This is a genomic window from Bacteroides cutis (genome assembly GCF_900241005.1).
Classification (GTDB): domain Bacteria; phylum Bacteroidota; class Bacteroidia; order Bacteroidales; family Bacteroidaceae; genus Bacteroides; species Bacteroides cutis.
Genome location: NZ_OEST01000006.1, coordinates 124,787 through 150,294, shown reverse-complemented (window position 1 = coordinate 150,294; position 25,508 = coordinate 124,787). Strand labels below are relative to the sequence as shown.

Here is a 25,508-nt window from a genome sequence, read left to right as displayed (position 1 = left end):
ACTATTTATTTGTAGATTTGCATATCTCCATCCTCACAGATTATTTCCGGACGAGCATCCGAATTCTTCAATTCGAATGTAACATTCTTCAATTTCAAACCTTTTACGTGACGTGCCCATACCCCATAAGCCGGGATTTTAGGACCGAATGTTTTCACTTCGGGATATTTATCAACAGCCTCGGGAACCTCAGACAATGCATCTTCACTGGTACCTGTTCCCAACAGACGGATATGAATATTCTCCAATGTCAAGTTGGTGATATAGTGTCCGGGAATACCGGTAATCAAAATACCGGAAGGTGGATCCAACTGTGCTTTGTCGGCAGCAATAGCTTTCACATTACGAATAGTAACGTTCTCAAAAACTCCAATGGGCTGCTGCGTATCCTGAGTCTTACGGAAAACGCTCAAACGGGCACCTAGACGGAACAACATAGGAGTGCGGACTTCATCCATCGTTATATCTGATATTTCTACATTACGCAAACATGCACCATCGACAGAAAAGAGTTTGATACCTCCATTTTTAGTGTCATAGATATGGCAATTACTGATTTTGATATTCTCAAATCCCGCCATTGATTCCGTTCCCATCTTAATGCCTGCCTGATTACTCTTCAGCTTCATGTTAGTAACAATAATATCGTCACATCCCATCTTACTGGAGGTCGTTTTGAAACAGAGTGCATCGTCACCACTAATGATATCACAATTGCTGATACGTACATGCTGGCAACCGTCAATATTGATACCGTCGTTATGTGCCACTCCAAAACTACGGATAGTCACATTATTTATATTGACATTCCGGCACTGAAAATAATGGGATGTCCAAGCTCCGGCGTATTTTAAAGTCACATCTTCTACCTTCACATTCTCGCAACGTACCCAACGAAGCAGGAAAGGACGCAATCCCCAACGTTTACCTTCGGGACGTGTATCGGTTTTGATATGACGTTCTTTCAATGCAGAACCTTGCCCGTCAATGGTACCTTCTCCTTCCAACGTAACGTTCTTTGCATCTACCGCAACCATTAATGCCCAACCGACATCTATACCCAACCCCTCTGTAAAAGGATCCAGGTTATCATACGCTTTATAATCTGTAGTACCTAAAATCAGTGCATCTTTCTCCAAATGTAAAGTAACATTATCTTTCAAGACAATCGTAGCTGAAAGATAAGTTCCTGCAGGAACTACCACGGTTCCCCCTCCAGCCCGATAACAGGCATCAATAGCTTTCTGAATGGCAGGAGAATCCATCTTCTTGCCATTTCCCCGAGCGCCATATTTCTTCACATTGAAAGTTTCGCCCGCTTGCATAGCCAACGGAACAATCAGTAATAAAAGCAATAATCCCCAATAATTTCTTTTTCTCATAATATTAGTATTAATTTATGTTTGTCTTCATCTTATCTCTTTTGCAATAGAAATCGAATATATCTTATTACTACGGCGCCCGGGATGTTGCAAACTCAATTCGTTTACTCCTCTTTCCAACATAACAGGAAATACGAACTGTCCACGCTTATTTCCAATTGTTGCCAGATAACCTATATTTTCACTAACCAACTTTCCATTATTATATAAATAAGAAGGTACAGGATTTCCACCGGTATAAGAAACCATCAGATAATATTTACCCTGATGGGGAACCTCAGCCTTCCAAGCTATGGTACCGTTAGAACTTCCTTTTTCACCTTTAAATTCTACAGAGCCGTCTTCATTCAGTGTTGCCGATCCACTTAAAACCATTTCCTTAGGTTGACAAGTAATAAGTGGTTTCAAACAGCGTTGTACCAATCTTTGTGAAGCAGCAACTTTATGATTATTCAAAGCTTCCAGGCAATAACCAGTAGTTTTTCTCAAATCAAGCGGCAACACTCCTTCGAGGTTATCTAATCTTTTACCATTCAATCTTACCTCATCAGCATTGGAGATCTTATAATATAAGTTTGTTCCATCAGCATAAAAATATTCAATGGCCGGGCGCTGTTCATTCATGGGTACCCTATACAGTTCTATGCCTTTACCCGTTCCTAAATTACGACTATACAATCTCTGGTCAGGATTGTTCCAGTGTTCATGTACCCCAAGACTCCCTTGTGCCTTACCCATATAAGCAATACCGGAAGGCGGATTGCCTATATTGGCAGCTTCATGCAAAAAATTATCAGCATTTGCTGGAAGAGGGAGTTCGGAATAAATAAAGTCAAGAACTACCGATTCAATGGCTACTTGGTCGTTAGATGCCAGAAAGCTGGATGTCCAACCATTATTGAAAGGAGCACGCTTGAAACGTATAGCTTTACCATTATGTTTGGGATTGACATACATTGCGTCTACGATATATACTAATGTATTCCCTCCAATACGTTCATGAGCCATCAAATCGACTATGCAATTATAAGTACCCATCCCTCGGAAAGAGGACCAATCACGAATGGAAAGATGAAGAGGCGGTACATTTCCTACCGAACCAAATTGGTTCTTACCAGTAGAAGTGATACCTGTCTGTCCAGCGCTGTCGCGCCATTTATCCGTCGGTTCAGAATGGCGTTTCATCAAAGCCATATTAATCATATAATCCGCTTCATAGGCAGCACGTGCCAAACTCATGGCGCCTGTATCTGTTATTTCGCTGGAATAATGAATAACATCTTTAACAAAACCACCCCAGTTCTGATAATTTACATCAGGATAAATCGGCTGTACATAATCGTATATAGCAGAAATACCCCGTCGCTGTGCATCATAAATCGTAATACAATTCTGCGGGACCTTCATGATATCTACCAATTGATGCAATAAGGCATATACCGATTGCGGAGTAGCATCTATTATATTAGAACCACCATTATCATTCAGATTGACTTTAACAGCTATTTTTTCTCCCTTTTTATAAAGAGCCGCTCCTTTACCTTTTTTATAATTAAAAGTACGAAACAGCTCTTCCCATGCCTTATCGATGGTATTTTGACGAGTTAATGAAATTATTACTCCTTCCATCATATCATTGACACGCGTCTGGCTATTATTATTTGCATCCGAATAAAGCCCCCGCTCACCATCCCAAGCAGCCGCTTTAGGATCGTATGCCCAAGCCACACGCCCCGGATGGATACCTTTTGCAACCCCCATCGGCGTGTTAGGAGAATCAATAGGAGTAAAATGTCCCATGTCCGTACCATTATCTATCTGTTTCCTAATAACCTGTCCCATCAGAGAGTTGTCTACTGACATCACATATAAAGTTCCTGATAATAGGACGCCTATCGATAGTACCGACAATCCTAAATAAAAACGGCGGGAATACCATAAACTACGGAAGCGCTTCCATGTTTCCACTCCCACAAGTGTACTACTGATAAATGCCACAAAAGAAAAAGCTATGGGAGCTGCTATTTGTTGGCAAGGATATTCAATGCGACTGGGCTTGGGTACCACACGAATCAAGAACCATACCAAAGCCACTATCCCCAACAGAGGAAAGCATATCTTCAATGCAACATTCTTTTTATTAATGCCAACGATACGCCCACTTTTGGGACATGTTTTAAAGAACCACTGTTTTATTTTATTCTTCATACCATTAGATTAAACATTAATAACCTGAGACAAAAATAAGGATATAAAAATGAGACGATTTTAAGAATTCATTCAAATCCTTGAAAAATCGTCTCATAGTACAAATAGGAAATCATTTATGTGAATAAACCAACTCTATTCCTATATCTTTTCCCATATTTCTACTGTATTTTTTTTCAATGGGATTATTCCAGTGTTCCAATACTCCCAAACTTCCAACTCCGGTACCATCTTGTTCCGGATCATAAAAAGTATTGGATAATGGAGAATTGGCCATTGCAGCCTCTACCAAATACATATCACAATAATCTACATCTGCCATACGCGGGAACTCTGAACTTAGAAAATCGATACCAACAGCGTCAATAGCAACAGGATCTTGGGATGCAAAAAGCGAACAAGGCCAATCATTATTAAATGGAACCATTTTCCACTTTCCGGAAGGTGCCCCATTCACCTTTTCCGAGCCATATAATCCATCAATCAAGAAAAGCATTGTTTTTTGTCCCAAATCCTTGTGAGCTATAAAATCTGTAAAAGTCATATAACGGGGCTTTCCTCCACGATCCTGGTTAAAATTATTATGTTGGTTCTTTCGGAAATTCCGGTCTATATCCGTCACTCCATACCAATTCTTGGCACAGAGCGTCACCCCTTGTCCGCCATGCCCTTTCAATAAGGACATATTTATTAAATAATCGGCTTCTATTACACAATCAGCCAACCCACGTGCTAAACGTCCATTATCTTCCGAATAAGGAATAGCATCTGCCGTATAAGTTGATTTCGTACGGCCTGCTCCACCCTCATTATCCAAATAGATGATATCAGGAAATTCGGAATGGCACTTATTGAATAATGCATTGGTTATAAAACGACTTGCATCAAATACCGTAATTTGTTCTTGCGGAATTCCCCCCTCATTTACAAGACTTCGCAATAAAGCGAGTGTGAGATGAGGAGAAGCATTCAATTGTTCACAATCTTCATGGGAAAAAGTATTGTTCTGGTTGATTTTAATAGCAATCTTTTCACCTTTCTTATAACCTTTCTTCCCTCTTTTATGTTGCTGATTGAAAGAAACAAACAAAGCATTCCATGCCGCCTTTTCTTTTTTCTCACCCGTCAGCATAAATAACGATTGATTGATCAACCAATCAGCATCTTCCTGATTATTCCAGCGATCTTCATACCAGAAACCGGTTCCTTTCTCCCAGGTAGCAGCTCCCGGAGCATGAGCCCAAGTCACACGTCCCGGATATATGCCCCGTGGAGTTCCTACCGGATTATTCTTACCCCATGCCATACGCGGTTCTGTAACCGGTAAAATGGCTTGTGCCAATAAATCTGTACTATTCTCTACCAATGTCATGGTACCAAACAGACAAAGGCACATAAAAGAAAATATACCTACAACTACTTTACGTTGACGAATAGCATTATATAGTTTACGCCCACTCCACCATGTAACAGTAAAAGAGAGCAAATAGGTAACAAACGCCGACATCATTGGAGCAGCAGTTTGCATACAAGGATAATAAGCACGTGACGGTTTGGGAATTACACGAATAAGAAACCACAAAGTTGATGAGAGTCCTAATCCCCAAAAGAGAAACATCCGCATATGTCTTGAAGAAAACTCACCTCTTTCCGTCTTTTCTTTGAAGTATAAATAAATCCGTTTCATAATCTTCTCATTTACCGCTGGTAGCTTGTTCTCTACTGTTTCCGGGATATAATTTCACTAACCGCACACCATGAGATGCAATATCCGTAACAAATTCCGTATCGGATTTTGCCACGTCTTTCTGTCGCCACAAATCACGTACAGTTTGTTCTCCACGAATACCGACAGACTTCCAGGTAAGTGTAGCTTTAGCAACAGAATTACCACGATTAAAAAAGCCTATAGCCATAGAACCATCTTCCAAAGGTTTGGCATAAATTACAACAGAACCTTTCTCACTAATTAACGTACCCTGTTTACCAAGAGGGTCTTGGTTTACTTCAATGACCTCATCATTCGTCAGAAGACTCAGTGTGAAATCATCTAACTGCGCCATATCACAACCTATCAATAAAGGAGAAGACAACAATGCCCACAAGCTGATATGAGTATATTGTTCATCGGGAGTAAGACGAGTATAATGGAGTTTTGGTCCCCAACCAACCATACCTACTACCAACATATCCGGATCGGGCCAATGTCCGGGACCCGTATAAGCAGCCCATTTAGTCTGATTAAATCCCAAACTGCTCATTCTTTCCCAAGTATCACGGATATCACCGGTAGTACGCCAACAGTTTGCCATCTTCTCCCATTGCACGGCATCTCCCCAAGGAGCACTATTTGAAAGACTGAACACAACATCACGGTTATGAGAGCGTAAAGCGTCATGCATCTCTTTCACGTGATACACATCATTCGGATTCCAATCATATTTCAAATAGTCCATTTCCCAATCCATCCATTGTTGAACATCGTTCTTTACAAAAGAAAACTTTCCATGATGATAGTTTACCCCATGTTTGGTTTGTTTGGTAGGATCCACATAACGGTAATGCTCGTTGGCATACTTTTCCACCCAGTCGTAAGTTCCGTCAGAATTGTCGCTGTAAGAACCTAAATGCCCTGCATAGGTACCCACCCACGGACCGGAATAAATACCAATCTTCAAACCCATAGAATGGATTTCATCGGAAAGAGCTTTCATGTCGGGAAATTTACTATTAGTCATTACACCCTGATGCTTTCCACCGCGAAGTCCCTGCCAACCGTCATCAATATTGATATACTGCCAACCATGGTTTATCAGACCTTTTTCGACCATCGCTTTAGCTGAACTAAGTACCTTCTCCTGACTAACAGCGTTACCCCAGCAATTCCAACTGTTCCAACCCATAGGAGGAGTAAGCGCTATCTTATCTCCCACGACTATTTTGAAATCACGCCTTGCTTCACCCAAAGAATTACGGGCTATAAAGGTCACTATATATTCACCAGCCTTCTTCACACTTCCGGTAATTTGTCCAGTCACCATATCTACCTTCAACCCTTTAGGAAGATTTTCTACCGCAAAAGTCATTGGGCGGATACCAGTAGCCGGAATAGTATAGAGGAATTTAGAGCCCGGACGAACACCGAAAATCTTTGCTCCATTGATACGGGGAGTATCAGGAGCTTTAGGAGTCAGAATATATTTCCTTAGGGTATCTAACGGAGAAGTTGTTTCCGTAAACTTAGGAGGAGCCAAAGAGAGATCATCCTGACATGCATTATTCTCAGTAAACTGTACTTGCGCTGAGAGCGATACTATTCCACAAAAGAGTAGTACTCCCACGTTAATCATTAACTTATTCATAATATTTAATTTTATTCGACAACTACGTTATGGCTACGAATAGCTTTCACGTTCTCCTTGTCTGTAACATTTTTTTCTACTTGCAGATTTTTTATTTCAGCGCCTATCACATCATCCAGAACTATTGCATAACGACCATCTTTATTTTCTGCGTTTATCTTACAATTATCCAACACAAATCCTTTGACATGGCGTGCCCAGAAACCAAAAGCCGGTTGTATCTTCAAATCACCGACATTATAACGCCCTACTCCGATTTCAGGAGGGCAAGCCTCAGCATCTTCCGATGGATGTCCACCTTTCACCAACAGATTTACATCATGAAATTGTACATTCTCAATATATCCCGTATGTAATCCATTGGGTAAACGGAAAGTCAAGCCACCTTCTATATTTTCTGAGTCCGGTAATTTAAAACCCGCAATAATAGGAGTTGCTTTATTTTGCGAACCATTGTATGCCTTCCAACGATCACCGCGAAATGAACTTCCTCCATAAACTTCCTCAATATCTACCCCTTTTACAATAATGTTCTCTACTTCACCGATATTGGAATTGGTAACTAACAATTCTTTACGTATAGTTCCATTTTCTTTAAACACAAACGGGGCAACATTTGCTCCCAATACTCTGCCACGGTTGGATATAGAAATAAAGAAAGGAGCACGAGTACGACGCATCACGGAACGAGAATGTATCGGTCCTGTCTTACCACTATTAAGATACACGTTCTTAATATGTCCACCATCATTGGTAGAGATAGAAAATCCTGCTTTATTGGCACCCAACACATAAATATTATCAATATATAAGTCCTGAATGTCATCTGCCGTTTCAGACCCGATCTGGAACAGGTTACAATTTGTATCTCCTACTATATTACGAACCTTGTAATCGTGCGCAGGACGAGTAAAGCCTAAAGAACAGTCAGACCCCGGTTTTATGATATCATCCGAACTGACGCGAGAATAAATATTAATAGCCGTTACATCATTACATGCCATAAAATCATAGATATCCCGGGCATTTTTTGAACTGTGTTTGGCGAAATAGGTATCGTGCACATGAATACCATCCGTACCAGTTGCCAAAAGAACGAAATGACCGGCCTGATCGATATGCAGCATATTACTAACGTCAAAATTCTTTTGCCCGTCTTTTTCTATATAATAGGGTTCGTCTCTCTGAGGATCGTACCACATATCTTTATTGATATTCCACCCACCAATTTCTATATTCGTACAAAGTTTCAAAGAAAACATCTTATCAGCACGTTTTTCCGGAGAATTATTCATAACCTTGTCTGTGGTTACAAGATTACCATTACCGGTAATACGCCCTGTACCTACAATTTTAACATTATCTATACGTTCACCGGAGAACATGGCATTACGAAAAAAGGTATGACCGACATCCTGTTTAGTCAAATAATTTTCAGGATCGGCATAAGGACGAGGATCAGTAGGCGAAAGACCGGAACGATAGGCACGATCGCTAAACCAAGTCACTTCAGGTGCATCAGCACCGGGAAACGCCTGAATAACTGCATCCGTACTAAGGCTTAACCATACATTACTCTGTAAATGTACGGTACGTACATTATAGGTACCGGCTGGAAAATATAAAATACCACCACCTATACCGTTCAACTTCTCAATTGCTTTATTCAACGCATCCGTATCATCGGCTATGGCATCACCCTTTACTCCTAAGGTTTTGACATCCCATAATCCGGAATAATACCAGGCTATATTCGAATCACCCTGATTATCTCCACCCTCCACACTAAGTTTAAAAGCATACAATTGATTAGGTTTTAAACGATAGGCAGCGCCAAAATCATCATCAGGCAATATTTCTGTTTTAACAGACACCCAAGTTTTCCCCATATCCTCGGATTGTAAGAGTCTGACGGACTTAGCATCTTTAGGAGCAGTCCAATGAAAAGAAGTGAATGACAAGTCCCAATTCTTTTTATATGTAAAGGCTCTCAAAGTATTCCGTGTAAAATCGGTCACCGTAGTAACCCCTTTCAATGTTACAGTAGTAACCGGACTACGTAAGATTTCAGGCTTTGACGTCTTGTACTCTGCTCCAAAAGTATATGTTCCCTTTGAGGGTAAAACAACTCCATTGATACAAAGACGAATATCAGGACCATTAGATGGGCGAAAATCCAGTTCTTTGAAAATCAACAAAGTACCTTTATTCTCTATCTTTTGTAATTCGACTTCTCCTACTCTATTATAAGAATAATTAGTTCCTGTACGTCCTATAGATTGTTTGGAAAGATCACGTAAAAGTACCTCACCACGCCCTATTACATTTACTTTTGTGTTATCAAGAGTGACATCAATACCTTCCGGTACAGAGATTATAACTGTAGTCATAGGGCTACGTTGACCTGCATAAAAATCCAAAGTCAACTTACCTGCAGTTTTTATGGTGAACTCGTCACGATCTATTTTCAAAACAGAAGGCAACGCCCCTTTACGTACTCCTATCGGTAAACGCTTTCCTGAATAGGAAAGTAAACAATCACCGTTTTCAGGCATTCCCAATGTCTTTTCCTTCCCATCAACAGCCAATAGATTAAAAGTACCGACACCTGCATCAACCAATTTTTTTTTCAACTCCATCACAGTAGGAAGAGTTGAAACCAAACCTTCATTTTCCGGTGTATCTACTGTATACCGATAGGTTGTCCCTTCAAATAATAGTAAAGAATCCGATGTCAACTGCCAAGGATATATTTCCTCCGCACGCCCATTTATATTTGTTACTCCTAAAAGTAAACATGCACACAAAGTTTTTGATATCGAAGTTTTCATGTAAGATTGTGTTTGTTATCTATTCAACGATGTAAATCTATATAGTTTATAAACTCCTTTGACGGTTGATACCAATAAGGACCAGCAGCAAAAATACAAGTATCTACTCTTTTTTTCTCAATCATATCTGCATCAACAGGTTTATCAATCATTTTAAACCCTGTACGTATACGTTCGTAAGGTACTGCATCTAATGTACTTTTATTTGCAAACGCCCAAAGGTTATCTATAAACAAAAATCCCGGTAACAATTCATCTGCATTGATTATTTTCAACTGTGGCACCTCTCCGGAATATACGTTATTCGCAAAACGAACATTTCTCGGTAGTTTATCTCCCCGTCCTGAGCCTAGTTCTAATGAACAATTCAGAAAAGTGTTGTAAGCTATATCCACATTCTCTACCCGATGATAAGATGTCAACGGCTCTTTCTTCACATCAGTCTCTGGTGTAGGCCGTTCATAAACCCCTACGCGTACAAGTAAACCGAAAGCAGATACATCTTTTATATAATTATCGTAAACCGTATGTCCTTGGTTAATAATGCGAATACCAGCTGTTCCACGTAAATTATGACCGATAAAAGTATTCGACTCGATTACATTATAATGTCCATGACGGCAAACCAAACCTCCCTGTGACTCATAAAAAAGATTTCTCCGTAACACATTATGGCAAGATTTCACTGAAATAATTTCATTCTCTCCACTGCATCTGAAAAAAACATTATCTTCTACAATGGTACGTGACTCTAACTGAGATGACCAAGAATGTCCAATGCGAATAATTTCCGCACCATTGGCTCCATAGGGCTTACGTTCTCCAAAAAAATTATGATCTATCACATGGTTATTCAGATGATTGTCCGTATCCAACCAAACTTGAAGTACCAATCCTCCTATTTTTTTATTGGCAAAGTAACAATGGTCTATACGATTATTCGTTCCTCTTAAACCGACCCAGTATTCACCTTCCTTCTCTGATTTTGCTTTTTTTTGAGGATCATTGCAATCATCAATCACACAATGAGTCATTCGACAATAGTTAGCATAAATACCTTTCTCCTTTTGAAAATTAATCATATCATGTCCTAACGCCCATGCCTGATAAAAGAACAAACCTTCTAATTGTAGGTATTCTCCATAAATCTTCAAATTCAATTTACCTGAAATGATTGCTTTACCCGGGTTTTGCGCTTTCCATACGATAGGTTTATCAAAGGTTCCTTTTCCTGTAAAATCTATTTCTTCCAAATCCGTATAGGTTCCATCCTGCAAAACAACCACATCACCGGGTTGTAATTTTCCACTACCCATCAGCTGCTTCATTACAGGAATATCTCCGGGTAAGAATGTATACTCTTTAGCAAAAGAGATCTGTAAAACAAATAAAAATAAAAAAGTACATAGTTTTCTTGTCATGTTTTTCTTGATTTAGAGTTTGAAAATTCATAGAGCAAATATAGGAGATTAAAAATCAAATAAAAATAGATGTTCACTTCCGAATAGTTCTTTGAGAAGAAAGTACAAAAGAATGAAACGTTTTTATAAAGTAAGAGTATAAAAAAACTCCCTGACAAGCATTAGGCCCATCAAGGAGTATATCGTAGAAAAAGAAGTTATATTTTATTTCTTAGCAGGAGAAGAATATCGTGCATTCAACCCTTCGAGAATTTCTTGAGTAATATTATAAATGCTGTCAGCATACAACAAATTATCAAAACCGGTATTACTGATAATCATACTGTAACCTTTTGTTTTATTATATTGTTTTAAGAAAGCATTAATAGAATCACGCAACTGCAAGCTGTTCTTTTCATTTTCACTCATTAATTCAGACTGCAACTTGTTACTCAAATTCTGGAGATCTTGCTCCAACTTGGCGATACGATTATATTCCTGTTGAGCTCTTTCCGGAGTAAGATATGCATTATTTTGATACTTAGTCTGAAATTCACGTTTCTGTTTATCCAACTCTGTTGCTTTCTGGTTCAAAGTCAAACGAACATTTTCACTTTTCTTTACCATAGCCTCGTTTAAGTCGACACAATAGTTATATTTTGCCAGAAGCGTATCTATTTCTACATAAGCGATTTTCATTCCGGATAAGTCAGCAGCTTGTGCAGCAGTATTTGTTGTCTGATTATCTGCTTTTCCGGCACATTGAGAAAATAAAACGATTAGTGCAAGAGCTGCCAAACCGTTTACGAGGTAGTTTAATCTCTTCATAATAATTTGTAAATATAGTTTTTAGTTTATTTAGTTCATACTATCGTTTAAGGCTTTTTCCAGTTCGTCAATAGAAAAACGTGACTTTTTCTGCGCTTCTCGATCTTGCGACTGCACACACCCGATTCCTCTATCTCGCATTGCTTTATTACCACTAACATGACCGTTAGGGAATTTACCGTCTTTCACGAAAAAAACTTTTACTCCCAGTAAAACAACACAAATAGCAACTATTAACAAAGTTATCAATACTGTATCGAGCATTTTCATTAATTTTGTTACACAAAAACAAAAAGCTTTGGTTTTGTGGGTGCAAATATAGGGCTTTGGTTGGACTAAGCCTTCTTTTTTACTCTAAAAAAAAAGAAAGGGAAATAAAAGAACCAACTTTTTAACCGTATTTAGCAATAAAGAGTTAAATAAGACCTATTCTGCAACCAATCTGTAGATAGTTTTATTCTATAGAGACGAAATAAATACAGTTCAAGTACAATATAAAAGAGATAACAGGAAGAATTATATTTCAATGAAAAAGAAAAATATGGAAAAAAAAGATTTAAAACCGGCAGGTGTATTCCACTATTTTGAGGAAATTTGCCAAGTACCACGCCCTTCCAAGAAGGAAGAGAAGATTATTGCTTATCTAAAAGCATTCGGAGAACAACATAAGTTGGAAACAAAAGTCGATGAAACCGGAAATGTATTAATAAAAAAACCTGCTACTCCAGGTATGGAAAATCGGAAAACCGTCGTACTTCAGTCGCATATCGATATGGTATGTGAAAAAAATAATGATGTGGAACATGATTTCCTTACTGACCCTATAGAAACGGAAATTGACGGTGAATGGTTGAAGGCTAAAGGAACGACATTAGGTGCCGATAATGGTATCGGTGTCGCCACCGAGTTAGCGATCCTTGCTGACAACAGTATAAAACATGGTCCTATCGAATGTCTGTTTACCGTTGATGAGGAAACCGGACTTACCGGTGCCTTTGCTTTGAAGGAAGGTTTTATGAATGGTGACATTCTACTTAACCTCGACTCAGAAGATGAAGGAGAACTTTTCATTGGTTGTGCAGGCGGTATCGACTCTGTTGCAGAATTTTCATATAAAGAGGTAGATGTACCTGCCGGCTACTTCTTCTGCAAAGTACAAGTCAAAGGTTTGAAGGGTGGACATTCCGGTGGGGATATTCACCTAGGACGTGGTAACGCTAATAAACTATTAAACCGTTTCCTCAGTCAGACTTTTAAAAAATATGATATGTATCTTTGCGAAATTGACGGCGGTAACCTCCGCAATGCTCTCGCTCGTGAAGCCCATGCTATAATTGCTATTCCCGAAGCTGACAAGCATTCTATACGTACAGATCTAAATATTTTAGCTTCTGAAATTGAAGCAGAATATGCTGTAGTAGAACCAGATTTACAATTTATATTGGAATCGGAAACTCCCCGTCCCAAAGCTATTGACAAAGATACTACCCAATGCTTATTGCAAAGTATCTATGCATCACCTCATGGTGTATATGCCATGAGTCAAGATATCCCGGGCCTGGTAGAAACATCCACTAATCTGGCATCTGTCAAGATGAAACCGGGTAACATCATCCGTATCGAAACCAGTCAACGAAGTTCTATCGAATCTTCTAAACAAGATATCGCTAACATGGTACGTACTGTATTCGAAATGGGCAATGCGCAAGTATCATTCGGGGATGGATATCCCGGATGGAAACCCAACCCCCATTCTGAAATTCTAGAAATTGCTACGGCATCTTATAAACGTCTGTTTGGTATAGATGCAAAAGTAAAAGCTATCCATGCAGGATTGGAATGCGGCTTATTCCTGGATAAATATCCTACATTAGACATGATTTCCTTCGGTCCTACTCTGCAAGGCGTACATTCACCTGACGAACGTATGCTTATTCCTACTGTAGACAAGTTCTGGAAACATTTGTTGGATATTCTAAAGAACATTCCTGTTAAAAAATAAATGGAAAAGTGCTAAAATACCCCTACCTTTTTTTACTGTTCTTTTTCCTCTGCCCGTACTTTCAAATGTACGGGCAAGAGAAAAAAGATACTATTATTTTTCGTGCCATGAGCTATAATGTAGAAAACTTGTTTGATTGCCGCCATGATACACTGAAAAATGATTATGAATTCCTACCCAATGCCACAAGACATTGGAATTATCCTAAATACAAGAAAAAGCTGGATAACATTGCCCGCGTAATTATTGCCGTCGGAGGTTGGACACCACCGGCTCTCGTCGCTCTCTGCGAAGTAGAAAATGACAGTGTATTGCGTGACCTTACCCGCTACTCTGCTCTCCGAGAAGCAGATTATCGTTACGTAATGACACAATCACTTGATGAACGGGGTATTGATGTAGCATTACTCTATCAACGAGGATTGTTTAAACTACTTTCCTATCAATGCCTTTCTATTCCAAAGCCCGATAAAAGCAGTCGCCCTACACGAGACATCCTTCACGTCAGCGGATTATTACTGAATCAAGACACCTTAGATATATTTGTTGCTCATTTTCCGTCTAGATCCGGAGGCATCAAAGAATCCGAGCCTTATCGTTTGCAGGCTGCTCAAAAACTGAAAAACACAGTAGATAGCCTCATGCAAATACGATTTCAACCTCAAATATTAATTATGGGAGATTTCAATGATTATCCTCATAACAAATCGGTTAAAGAAATATTAAAGGCTACAATACCTCCTTCACATCCGAATGAATTCCTTAATAAACGATATCTCTACCATCTACTGGTACGAAAAACGAACATATTAAAACATTTCGGCAGCTATAAATATCAGGGAGAATGGGGGCTATTAGATCATATCATTGTTTCGGGAAACTTGTTATGTCTTTCTTCTTCTTTCTACACAGATGAAACGCAAGCAGATGTTTTCAACTGTCCTTTTCTTCTGACTGAAGATAAAAAATTCGGAGACAAGCAACCTTTTCGCACCTATTACGGAATGAAGTATCAAGACGGATATAGTGACCATCTACCCGTCTATGCCGATTTTAGGCTGATTTACTAATCAGAGTACTGATATAGTTTCAAATCAAACCTTTGTACCATCACCAACAGATGATCGAATATATCGGATTGAATACGTTCATAATCTTTCCAAACTTTATTACGCAAAAAGAAATAAACCTGGATAGGGACTCCGTAAGTAGTAGGTTCAAGTTGACTGAGAATTAAATCCATATTCTGATTTACTACCGGAAGGCTACACAGATAACGTTCAATATAGATACGATATAGCTGTGAATTAGTAGGAATTTCTCCTTCTATCGGCTGGTAATCCGCCATCAATGGAATTTCCTTACGAATATTATCCAGCATTTCAGGCGTACAAAATTTCAAAGTAGTCATATCCAGATAAATATTCTTTTTTACGCGACGTCCACCGCTTTCCTGCATCCCTCTCCAGTTCTGAAAAGAATTATTTACCAAAGAATAAGGCGGTACGGTAGAAATAGTTTTATCCCAATTTTGAATTTTCACCGTATTCAAAGTTATTTCCGTTACAATACCATTGGCCACATTATTAGGTAAGGCTATCCAGTCACCAATACGAACCATATCATTAGCTGAAAGTTGTACACCAGCTACAAAACCCAAAATACTATCCTTGAAAACTAACATCAATACTGCTGCCGAAGCTCCCAATCCAGCAAATAACGTCATTGGTGATTTATTCATCAACACAGCAACAATAACAATACTACCTATAAAGAACAATAGCACCTGAAGTACCTGTACAAATCCCTTCACGGGACGATTTTTCGGTGTATCTCTCGAGTTATATACATCAAGCATCACCAATAGCATTCCATTGATTGTAAGAAGTATAGCTGTAATAATGTACACCACACATACTTTCTGAGAAAAATCCAACATTCCTTTACCTCGTACAAAGGCTAAAGGTAATAAATAATAAACCAATATTCCAGGTAAAATATGTATCAAATGATGTATCACCTTTCGTTTCATCAGTAGCGTATTCCACTTATGGGGTGAACGTTTAGTGTAGTGTTTCATACCACCTACAAATATTGCCTGGCATAAATAATCTAAACCTACTGATAGAGCTATCATCAGCAACGCAATAATCGTTTCATCAAAACGATCAGCAAACTTCGGACCGATTCCCCAGCCAATCAGGATTTCATTCATCCATTCTCCTAAATTCATCATACATTTCCGCTTTATCGTCAAGGTGTATAACAAACGAAGGAGAAAGATGTTTACTGCTTATAAAATTGTCCGCACCAATGCATAGATCAATATCCCCATAATTGTCGTTCCACCTACTATGGTGGGAACATAAAGACAGTTATAGTCTTTCTGATGTTTATATTTGCATAACAGACAAAAAAGCCGGTAACAAAGAGTAGCTCCTATAAAACCTACAATAGCACCTACCAATAAATCACCGGGATAATGTACCCCCAAATAAGAACGCGAATAACAAGTCACTATAGCCCATAACATGATAAACCAGTTAAGTGCACGGTTACGGAAAAGATAGAAAATAAAGAAAGCAAGACCAAAAGTATTAGCTGCATGACAAGAAGGAAAACCATAACGCCCTCCCCGATAATCATTTACAATCTGTACTAATTCTGAAAGAGGATTTTCCGGATTAGTGGGGCGAAGACGACATACTAAAGGGCGAATAACCGTAGCACATACCTGATCGGCAAAAATAATGGTTAAAGCTACCGCAATGACACACCACAACGCCATCTGCCAATTAAAATTACGCACAATAACATAGAATATAGATACATACATCGGTACCCAAATCCATTTTCCACTAAAAACAAACATAAAATAGTCGGCCCACTCAGCTCGCCATCCATTAACTGCAAGTAACAGGTCAGTGTCTATTTCCACCAATCTTGACAAAACATCAATTAATATCATTCCTCTATCACTTTAACTCCTTATTACCTTTATCACTTTCCAATCATCTTTTAGCAATATCATCATACAACTTTTGCAAATATGCCTGTCCCAACTTCAAATTCTTGCTTCTCTCAATTCCTTCATCTACTACAACAGAATTGGATTCATTATTAAATATCAACTGATTATCTGACGTTACCACACCAAAAGCATCGGGAACGGTAAAGAATGCAAAATGAGGAGATGCCGGATTAAGCATATCTTTGCTGAAAATAAATTCATCATGAGGCAATGAGAGCTGTGCCAATAAAGTAGCAGCAATATCATGTTGCGAACCATAGACATCGATGCGTCTGGGCTCACGTATGACACCACCAACCAACAATAACGGGATTTGATAACGATCTATTTCAAGATTACTGATGTACTCAGGATAAGCTCCCAAATGATCGGGAACAAAAAGAATAACAGTATTTTTCCACTGCGGTAATTCATGGAATTGCTTCACAAAATCGCCAATACAACTATCCGTATAAGCAAACGCATTCAAACGATTATTCTCCAGACGCTGATAAGGCACCTCAAATGGTTCATGACTACTTGAAGTCTGCAATACCCGAAACCAAGGTGTATTATTCCCTACCGATTTACCCTCTGCCGCCTCAGCTCTCAAATCATCCAATAAACGACGGAACACAAGATGATCGTGCGCCCCCCATTTACTCAAACGTTCCGACATGGGGAAATCCTGATCGGACACAATCTCATCAAAACCAGAAGACATCAGATAAGAACGCATATTCGTAAAATCAGCATCACCACCATAATAGTATTTCGCACTATACCCTGCTTCTTTCAAACTACCAGCTATTGCAGGAATGGACTGCGTTTTACGAGGATACTTCATGATACTGGTAGTAGGCTGTGCCGGATAGCCACTCAATATAGCAACCAATCCCCGGTCTGTACGGAAGCTGTTGGCATAGAAATTAGTAAAAAGTACTCCTTCTTGTGCCAAACTATCCAGATGGACTGCAACATTACTTTCGCCACCTAAAGTCTTCATCAGCTTGGAAGAAAAACTTTCCATGATTACAAAAATCACATTAGGACGACTTTCCGTAAACAGTGAACACAAAGAATCGGCAGACTGTTGCAAAGTACCAACCGCTATCGTATCCCTTCCCAATACAGCCGGATCAAGCATTTTCACAAATATATTGTTAGCCTCTCCGGCACTCATAAAGCGATATTGTTTACCAAAATCTTTTTGTTTGGAAAGTGATTCCATGAGACTAAAAGCCGGATTAATGGCAGCATGATTCAGGCGTTGGTCTGTAGTAAAATAAACTTTACCTACATTCATAGTAGATACCGTAAATCCTCCACGGATAGGAATAAATAACAATCCTGTCAGAAGTAATAAAACACCCGATATTCTCAAACGACGATAAGGCAACTTCATCCGATAGAAATAACGTTTTTGCAACAACAGGCCATAAAGAATAGCATATAATACACCTGCATACACAACCATTGCCATAATTCCCCCCAGCACTATCCAGGCATTAACACTTGCCACCGCATCCTTGGGAGATGAAAAGAAATAAAATAAAGGAGTAGCATCCAAACGGAATCCCCAATACTCATAAAGCAGTAAATCTACCGTAAATATAAGAGAAATCAGAATTGAGATAACAAGAAAATAGACGCTCCATATACGACGGAGAACATCAGACAAAGTCCATACAGAGACTATGAAAAGCAAACCTGGAATAGCTGTCAGATAACCGGCAAGGGATAAATCCAATGGTAATCCATGCCACATCACTTTAAACCAATCCGTCCACGAAATATCTCCGTAGAGTGAGTGATAGAAGAACATGAAAACCGGTTTCTGCAATATAAAAATACAGACAAACAATAAATATGTCTTGAAGAATCCTATAAGCCTTTCTTTCATCAATGCTTTATTTTTGAAACTATTATATTTTGCAAAAATAAATATTTTATTCTATTATTCGCCAATAATAGTCAAGAATTACAGTGAAGGATAGGCTTATAGGCTTTTTCAGAAGTTATCCGTTTACACGATTGTAATCTTCCAAAAATTTCTTTAAGCCAGCATCTGTCAATGGATGGTTCAATAATCCCTTGATAGCCGAAAGCGGACAAGTTGCCACGTCGGCTCCCGCTTCTATACACTGGATGATGTGTGCCGTATGACGGATGGAAGCAGCGAGTACTTGAGTAGAATAATCATAATAACGATACATCTCCACAATCTTACCCACTAAAGCAATACCATCTTCACAAATATCATCAAGACGACCAACAAACGGAGACACGTAAGTAGCCCCGGCTTTGGCAGCCAGCAATGCCTGCCCAACAGAGAAAACCAATGTACAATTCGTACGTATACCTTTCCCCGAGAAATATTTAATAGCTTTGATACCATCAGCAATGCAAGGCACTTTTACTACGATATGCTGATTAAGCGCCGCAAGTTCTTCGCCCTCCTTAATCATGCCTTTATAATCGGTAGCAATAACTTCGGCACTCACATCACCCTTTACAATGTTACAGATATCCACGTAATGTTTACATTGGTTCTCTACTCCTCTGATCCCCTCTTTTGCCATGAGTGAAGGATTGGTAGTAACGCCATCAAGAACGCCCAAATCATAGGCTTCTCGAATCTGTTCCAGATTAGCTGTGTCAATAAAGAATTTCATGATATAAATGATTTAAAATAGTTAATGTACAAATATAACGATTTACATCATTGTTTATTCTTTATCAAGCAAATAAATTTATTGATTACGTTTTAAGTACAAATGATTAGTTATTGTACCGGGCAATTCATTTTCATAGTGGGTTACCATAATCATCGTTTTATCCCGACGGTAACAAAAAGCTTCAATGATCTTTTTTACCCGACGGCGATTGTAAGTGTCCAGTCCGTGAAGAGGTTCGTCCAAAATTAACAATTCCGGGTCTTTGACAAAAGCACGTGCCAACAATGCTAAACGTTGTTCTCCACTGGACAGCTGCAGAAAAGGCTTATCTCTCAAAGCAGAGATACCAAATATATCCATCCACCACTCACACACAGCCATTTGTTCTTCACGAGGACGCTTGTACAAGCCGATACTGTCATGCAAACCGGAAGCCACAATTTCAATAGCAGGGAGATTTTTCAAATAAGCACGATGCATTTCAGGACTGACGTATCCGATGTGCTTCTTAATTTCCCAGATACTTTCACCTGTCCCGCGTTTCCTTCCGAACAGGCTGATATCACAAGCATATGACTGCGGATTATCAGCACACACCAAACTCAATAAAGTCGACTTACCCGCACCGTTCTCACCACTCAATGCCCACTTTTCTCCACGTAGTATCGTCCAATCCAATTCTTTCAATATGGTACGATCGTCATAGCGGATACTCACCTTATTTAATTTTATCACCTCTTCCGAAGTATAACTAGTATTTCCGTATGGCAAATCAAGAATACGTTGTTGCAGATTTTCCATAGGCGCAACAAAATCCTGCATATGAAATGCCTGCATATACATCTCACGTTCCATTTTTTCCCCTACTATCATATTATCCACCGGTACAACATGAGTTATAAAAGAAGGTATGTCATCCATCATGGAAAGTATAAGGATAATCTGTAAAGAATCCATGTGTGCAAGTCCATTCAATAAATTAAAAAGAAGTTCGCGCGTGGAAGCATCCAGTCCGATAAACGGATTGTCCATGATAAGAATACGGGGAGCAGTAAGCAAAGTCTTTGCTAACTGGAACTTACGCAACTCACCGCTACTAAGAAGAATTATTTTCTTATCGAGCATCGGTTCAATGCGGAAAAGTTCAAAAAGCTGTTGTGTCAAAACATCATTCTTTACTTCTCCCAGCAAATCGCGCACTTCGGGCATATCTTCCTGATCATGGGTATTCCAACGCTGCTGATAGTAATAGTTGGCATCTACCGAACCGTATGTATCGCGGAAAGCGATATATTTAATATTATCGTATACCGTCTTTGTAGTAGAAGGAGAAAAATCATATGCCAATTCACCTTCCCGCAAGGGATATTTCCCAGTAAGCATATCTACCAGCAAACTTTTTCCTGATCCGTTAGGACCAACGATAGCAATATGTTCTCCGGCAAGAAAATCAAGACTGACAGGTTGCGCCAAACGAACAAGCGGATTACGTGCTACGCCCCCCGCTATATGTATAGTATATTGTTGCATCATTTATAAAAGATAAGTGCCGATTGCGCCGGAACTGAAATTACGGGACCATACATTGTTCCCAAACCTTGCTCGCTGATAAATCCATCCCTGTATACTATCGTATATTTTCCCTCGGGTATGGTTACTTCAGCAACCTCTTTACGGGAATTCAATACAACATAGATATCTTCCCAAGCATCGCCACCAGCGTGTCCTTTCAAACGGTAAGCCACTACATTACTACCCCCAACAGGAATAAATTCCAAATACTTACGTACCGCATCAGCATCGCCCATACGAAAAGCAGGATGATTTTTTCGCATTTGAATTAATCCTTTATAATAAGCAAACACGTCCGCATTTACAGTCTTGCGGTTCCAATCGATAGCATTAATAGAATCGGGACTTTGATAACTATTGTGTACCCCTTTCTTATCGCGCATCACCTCTTCACCTGCCTGGATAAAAGGAATACCTTGCGAAGTAAATACAGCCGTCTGTGCTAGTTTATCCAGTTTAACAAGTTCTTCGGGAGTTATTCCGGGCACACTGGACTTTAATCTATCTACCAAGCACATATCATCGTGGCAAGATACATAGCTGATCATTTGCGTAGGTTGTATCGCCCAAGGCGCTTTACTATAATTAACAGAATCATTATTGACTTGCGGATGTTGTATCGCCCCCACGATACCAAACTTAATACTTTCTTCTCCACCGGGAAATCCAGCAAGGAAAGCTCCCTGATGATCATTATCAAACGGACCACGTAAGGCATCCCGCATTTCATCGGAGAATGCCGCAATCCCCGGCATTTTATGAGTATTCGCTTTCATTGCCAATGAGTCCTCCGGAAGCTGGGGAGTTGATGCCGCCCATCCTTCACCATAGATAATGATACTTGGATCTATAGCAGAAACCGCTTTACGAATTTCATTCATGGTTTCGATATCGTGAATACCCATCAGATCGAAACGGAAACCATCAATATGATACTCGTTTATCCAATGCAACACAGACTCTATCATATACTTCCGCATCATGGGGCGTTCACTTGCCGTTTCATTACCGCAAGCCGAAGCATCGGAAAAGCCGCCATCCGGTTTATGACGATAAAAATAGCCAGGTACAGTACGTTCAAAATTACTTTCCAAAGTATTGAAAGTATGGTTATACACCACATCCAGTACGATACGGATACCCGCCTTATGCAAGGCTTGTACCATTTGCTTGAACTCACGAATACGTACTTCCGGCTTATAAGGATCAGTAGAATAAGATCCATCGGGAACATTATAGTTCTGCGGATCATATCCCCAATTATATTTATTTTCATCCAACTTTGTTTCGTCTACCGAAGCATAATCGTACGAAGGAAGAATATGTACATGCGTCACACCCAGTTGTTTCAAATGATCGATTCCCGTAGCCAACTTATCTGCATTCACTGTACCTATTTCCGTCAATGCCAAGAATTTACCTTTATTCCGGATACCCGAAGAAGGATCAATAGAGAAATCACGGTGATGCATTTCGTAAATCACAGCATCTGCTGGAGAAACCAATACTGGGCGCTTATCTTCAACCCAACCTTCAGGATCTGTTTCTTTCATATCCACAATAGCTGCACGTTTACCATTCACTCCAACCGCTTTCGCATTGATACCAGGAGTATCACCTAACCATTTATCTTTTATTTTCACATTAAAAGTATAGAACTTACCTTTCAAATCTTTCTCTATTCTGGTTTTCCAAGTACCTTCCTCCGAAGCTTTCATTGAAACTGTCTCGTACGCATGTCCACCCTCTCCCGCATCAAACAACATCAAGCGAACCTCATCTGCCGTAGGTGCCCACAGGGTAAATTGTGTGATGGCAGGCGTATATTCCATTTCTGACAAACTACCCGAACGGACTGGATAAAGTTCGTACGAAGCATATTCATTTTTAGTAGGGGTACAACTAATAACGGTTGTCGCGGCTACTCCGATAATAGCAAGTTCATTTAATTTCATGGCTTTTATTTTAAGTACTAGATAACAAATGTAATCAAACGATTATTTCTTTACTTTATCAGGATTTTTGGCTATAAAATCTTTCCATCCGTGATATCCTTTTTCTATCGTTGGCCGTCCCATCTGCAAAAAGTGACAATAGGCGGCAGCAAGTCCATCAGTAGCATCCATAAAAACAGGCATTTCCTCTTTAGAAAAATGCAAAATACGTTGCAGCATATCCGCCACTTGCTCTTTGGATGCCTGGCCGTTTCCAGTTATCGCCATCTTTATTTTCAATGGCGCATATTCCGTAATAGGAATATCCCGGCTCAAAGCGGCAGCCATAGCCACACCTTGCGCACGTCCTAACTTCAACATGGATTGTACGTTTTTTCCAAAAAATGGAGCTTCAATGGCAAGTTCGTCCGGCAAATAACTTTCGATGATACCCAATACACGCTCATGAATATGGCGAAGTTTCAGATAATGGTCATCAAACTTACGGAGGTCGATGATGCCCATGGCAATCATTTCAGGTTTTACCCCCACTACACGTAATATTCCGTACCCCATAATGGTAGTACCGGGATCAATACCTAAAATAATCTTTTCCTTGACCGGTTGTATCACACTATCACCTCCATCAATGTAGGAAATCCCACTACTTTATCTTGAAAAGTTTTCAGCAATTCTTCATTCAGTTTCACTCCTTGTTCTTGGTGCCAACGATGTAACTTGGCAGAATTTTCTACTTCAAACTGAACAGAATAACTCTCTCCGTCATCCCTATGGCTCAATACACGAAGAATACGCGGAGCAAATAAAGTTCCGTTTTTTTCCACTTCCGGAAGATAATATTCCTGCATCCAAATCAGAAAGTTTTTTTCCTGTCCTTCCTCCACATGATAAGTAGTATTATATATCAGCATAACTCATTTTTTCATTTTGTTTCGCAAACATAGCAATTATTTCAGAATAATGCATTATATTTGCGCCATCAAAAATGCGGGCTCTTCTGCAAACGTTAGCAACGGGGCGTTAGCTCATCTGGCTAGAGCGCGACACTGGCAGTGTCGAGGTGATGAGTTCGAGTCTCATACGCTCCACAAATAAGGCATACAGTATAGCTGTATGCCTTTTTTTATGCCTATATGCCAAGTAACACCCTATTATGGCACATTCTGAAACATCAAACAATGCTTCTATTAAAAAAACTGAAACAATGGTTTCAAACAATGAAATCAAACAATGTTTTGCCCAAGAGATCCCCCTACTATAACCTAGTAAAACCTAAAGGGGCAAAACCAACAATGGTTTACTTCATAGTAAGAATCAAAAACGAACCGTATCCTTAGGGAGATCGGCATAAATCCGGGAAGTGTGTATTATACTCCTTTCTATGACAGGGTTCATCACCATAGTGACTGCTGGTATGAATATTATAATTCATACTGTGAGCGTCATGACAAATTTCACCATAAGAAACATAAATATAAAAAAACGAAGAAGCACCACAAGAAGCACTATCGATACGATGACGACGATGATGACGATGATTAACTTGAAATCCAAAGATTGAAACATAAAAGAGGGGACAAGCATTAAATTACGTTTATCCCCTCTTACATTCATATGATTTCTATTCTGAGATTTTCTTTAAAATCTATATGCGGCTCCAATATTAATGACACCCTGGTCAAAATCACTAACCAATTGATACTTGAATTCAAGATTCATGGCCCAACTATGGCTCAATGCAAATTCAGCCCCAACTCCCAAGTTTACACCAAACCGACATTCGTTATGGTTCCCATTGTCATCGACATGAACGTGGTCTCCATCCCAATCAACATCATACATATCAAACATCCAATTGGATAAAGTCAATCCGAACAGCGGATAAAGCTTGACATTACCGGCTACCGGAAACAGATAATGGAAATTAACGTTCACATCCAACATGCTTACATTGTCATTTTCAAAAAAATAGTTGAGAGAGGGTTCAATACGTATAGGATTGGTTATGTTATACTGATACTTAATTCCTAATCCAAGACTTTCAATCTCTGTTCCATAACCGAGACCGAAACCTATAGCCTGTTTCCCTTTCTGCGCATAAACACCGACTGACAACGAAAAAAGAGTTATTAATAAAATGAATATTTTTTTCATACCAGATTGTCTATTTTGTAACAAATAAATTATGGATTATCCACAATAAAATACTTAATTCTAAGATAGAAATATAAGAATAGCAAGAAAGCTTTAGTCTTACCAACTACTCAATTAAGAGGTCTT

Annotated in this window: 19 protein-coding genes, 1 tRNA gene and 1 pseudogene; 4 read left to right on the top strand and 17 right to left on the bottom strand. The window is 39.3% G+C overall.

Translation table 11 applies throughout. From position 1 onward, the window contains the following. Positions 1-5 precede the first annotated feature (5 nt). From C1A09_RS13470 to C1A09_RS13435, 8 genes are all read right to left on the bottom strand, one after another. Positions 6-1,325 (bottom strand): glycoside hydrolase family 28 protein, encoded by a 1,320-nt coding sequence (locus C1A09_RS13470; protein ID WP_370448214.1) that lies wholly within the window; start codon positions 1,323-1,325, stop codon positions 6-8. An 84-nt stretch (positions 1,326-1,409) separates the two neighbouring features. Next, positions 1,410-3,590 (bottom strand): DUF362 domain-containing protein, encoded by a 2,181-nt coding sequence (locus tag C1A09_RS13465; RefSeq protein ID WP_101545062.1) that lies wholly within the window; start codon positions 3,588-3,590, stop codon positions 1,410-1,412. A 112-nt stretch (positions 3,591-3,702) separates the two neighbouring features. Further along, on the bottom strand, positions 3,703-5,277 hold the full coding sequence (locus C1A09_RS13460; RefSeq protein WP_101545061.1) for a DUF362 domain-containing protein: 1,575 nt from the start codon (positions 5,275-5,277) through the stop codon (positions 3,703-3,705). 7 nt (positions 5,278-5,284) lie between these two features. Next, positions 5,285-6,952 (bottom strand): putative Ig domain-containing protein, encoded by a 1,668-nt coding sequence (locus C1A09_RS13455; RefSeq protein ID WP_101545059.1) that lies wholly within the window; start codon positions 6,950-6,952, stop codon positions 5,285-5,287. Positions 6,953-6,963: 11 nt separating this feature from the next. After that, a complete protein-coding gene (locus C1A09_RS13450; RefSeq protein ID WP_101545058.1) occupies positions 6,964-9,783 on the bottom strand; it encodes a glycosyl hydrolase family 28-related protein in 2,820 nt (939 codons plus the stop codon). Positions 9,784-9,806: 23 nt separating this feature from the next. Then, on the bottom strand, positions 9,807-11,204 hold the full coding sequence (locus tag C1A09_RS13445; RefSeq protein WP_101545055.1) for a polysaccharide lyase 6 family protein: 1,398 nt from the start codon (positions 11,202-11,204) through the stop codon (positions 9,807-9,809). Positions 11,205-11,408: 204 nt separating this feature from the next. Then, complete coding sequence (locus C1A09_RS13440) at positions 11,409-12,011, bottom strand: OmpH/Skp family outer membrane protein (RefSeq protein ID WP_101545053.1); 603 nt, start codon at positions 12,009-12,011, stop codon at positions 11,409-11,411. Between the two features lie 30 nt (positions 12,012-12,041). Further along, entirely contained in the window at positions 12,042-12,275 is a 234-nt protein-coding gene (locus tag C1A09_RS13435) for a hypothetical protein (RefSeq protein ID WP_101545144.1), read from the bottom strand. A gap of 277 nt (positions 12,276-12,552) precedes the next feature. Between C1A09_RS13435 and C1A09_RS13430 the strand changes: the two genes are divergently transcribed. Beyond that, a complete protein-coding gene (locus C1A09_RS13430; protein ID WP_101545142.1) occupies positions 12,553-14,013 on the top strand; it encodes an aminoacyl-histidine dipeptidase in 1,461 nt (486 codons plus the stop codon). A 65-nt stretch (positions 14,014-14,078) separates the two neighbouring features. Beyond that, positions 14,079-15,083: an endonuclease/exonuclease/phosphatase family protein gene (locus C1A09_RS13425; RefSeq protein WP_101545051.1), complete on the top strand. Its 1,005-nt coding sequence runs from the start codon at positions 14,079-14,081 to the stop codon at positions 15,081-15,083. On the opposite strand, the gene C1A09_RS13420 is transcribed toward C1A09_RS13425, so the two are convergent. The 8 genes from C1A09_RS13420 to C1A09_RS13385 all read right to left on the bottom strand — a co-directional run bounded on the left by C1A09_RS13420 (position 15,080) and on the right by C1A09_RS13385 (position 24,139). Beyond that, a complete protein-coding gene (locus C1A09_RS13420) occupies positions 15,080-16,249 on the bottom strand; it encodes a mechanosensitive ion channel family protein (protein ID WP_101545049.1) in 1,170 nt (389 codons plus the stop codon). The two genes, C1A09_RS13425 and C1A09_RS13420, sit on opposite strands and share 4 nt — an antisense overlap. Positions 16,250-16,306: 57 nt before the next feature. Continuing rightward, the gene (locus C1A09_RS13415) at positions 16,307-16,981 is read right to left on the bottom strand and encodes a phosphatase PAP2 family protein (protein WP_101545046.1); all 675 of its coding nucleotides are present in this window, start codon (positions 16,979-16,981) and stop codon (positions 16,307-16,309) included. Between the two features lie 43 nt (positions 16,982-17,024). After that, the gene (locus C1A09_RS13410) at positions 17,025-18,926 is read right to left on the bottom strand and encodes an LTA synthase family protein (protein ID WP_101545043.1); all 1,902 of its coding nucleotides are present in this window, start codon (positions 18,924-18,926) and stop codon (positions 17,025-17,027) included. Positions 18,927-19,041: 115 nt separating this feature from the next. Continuing rightward, on the bottom strand, positions 19,042-19,698 hold the full coding sequence (gene fsa, locus C1A09_RS13405) for a fructose-6-phosphate aldolase (RefSeq protein ID WP_101545041.1): 657 nt from the start codon (positions 19,696-19,698) through the stop codon (positions 19,042-19,044). Positions 19,699-19,776: 78 nt separating this feature from the next. Then, the gene (locus tag C1A09_RS13400; protein WP_101545140.1) at positions 19,777-21,231 is read right to left on the bottom strand and encodes an ATP-binding cassette domain-containing protein; all 1,455 of its coding nucleotides are present in this window, start codon (positions 21,229-21,231) and stop codon (positions 19,777-19,779) included. After that, the gene (pulA, locus tag C1A09_RS13395; RefSeq protein WP_101545039.1) at positions 21,231-23,228 is read right to left on the bottom strand and encodes a type I pullulanase; all 1,998 of its coding nucleotides are present in this window, start codon (positions 23,226-23,228) and stop codon (positions 21,231-21,233) included. The genes C1A09_RS13400 and pulA overlap by 1 nt, the downstream gene beginning before the upstream one ends. Before the next feature lie 42 nt (positions 23,229-23,270). After that, positions 23,271-23,840: a crossover junction endodeoxyribonuclease RuvC gene (ruvC, locus tag C1A09_RS13390; RefSeq protein ID WP_101545037.1), complete on the bottom strand. Its 570-nt coding sequence runs from the start codon at positions 23,838-23,840 to the stop codon at positions 23,271-23,273. Beyond that, complete coding sequence (locus C1A09_RS13385) at positions 23,837-24,139, bottom strand: DUF4286 family protein (protein ID WP_101545035.1); 303 nt, start codon at positions 24,137-24,139, stop codon at positions 23,837-23,839. Before C1A09_RS13385 ends, ruvC begins: the two co-directional genes overlap by 4 nt. A 103-nt stretch (positions 24,140-24,242) precedes the next feature. Here C1A09_RS13385 and C1A09_RS13380 point away from each other — a divergent pair. Then, a tRNA-Ala gene (locus C1A09_RS13380) sits at positions 24,243-24,316 on the top strand. 235 nt (positions 24,317-24,551) lie between these two features. Then, positions 24,552-24,770: pseudogene (locus C1A09_RS16585) on the top strand (hypothetical protein); the annotation flags it as partial. A 96-nt stretch (positions 24,771-24,866) separates the two neighbouring features. On the opposite strand, the gene C1A09_RS13365 reads toward C1A09_RS16585, so the two are convergent. Beyond that, positions 24,867-25,382: an outer membrane protein gene (locus C1A09_RS13365; RefSeq protein WP_101545030.1), complete on the bottom strand. Its 516-nt coding sequence runs from the start codon at positions 25,380-25,382 to the stop codon at positions 24,867-24,869. Positions 25,383-25,508 lie beyond the last annotated feature (126 nt).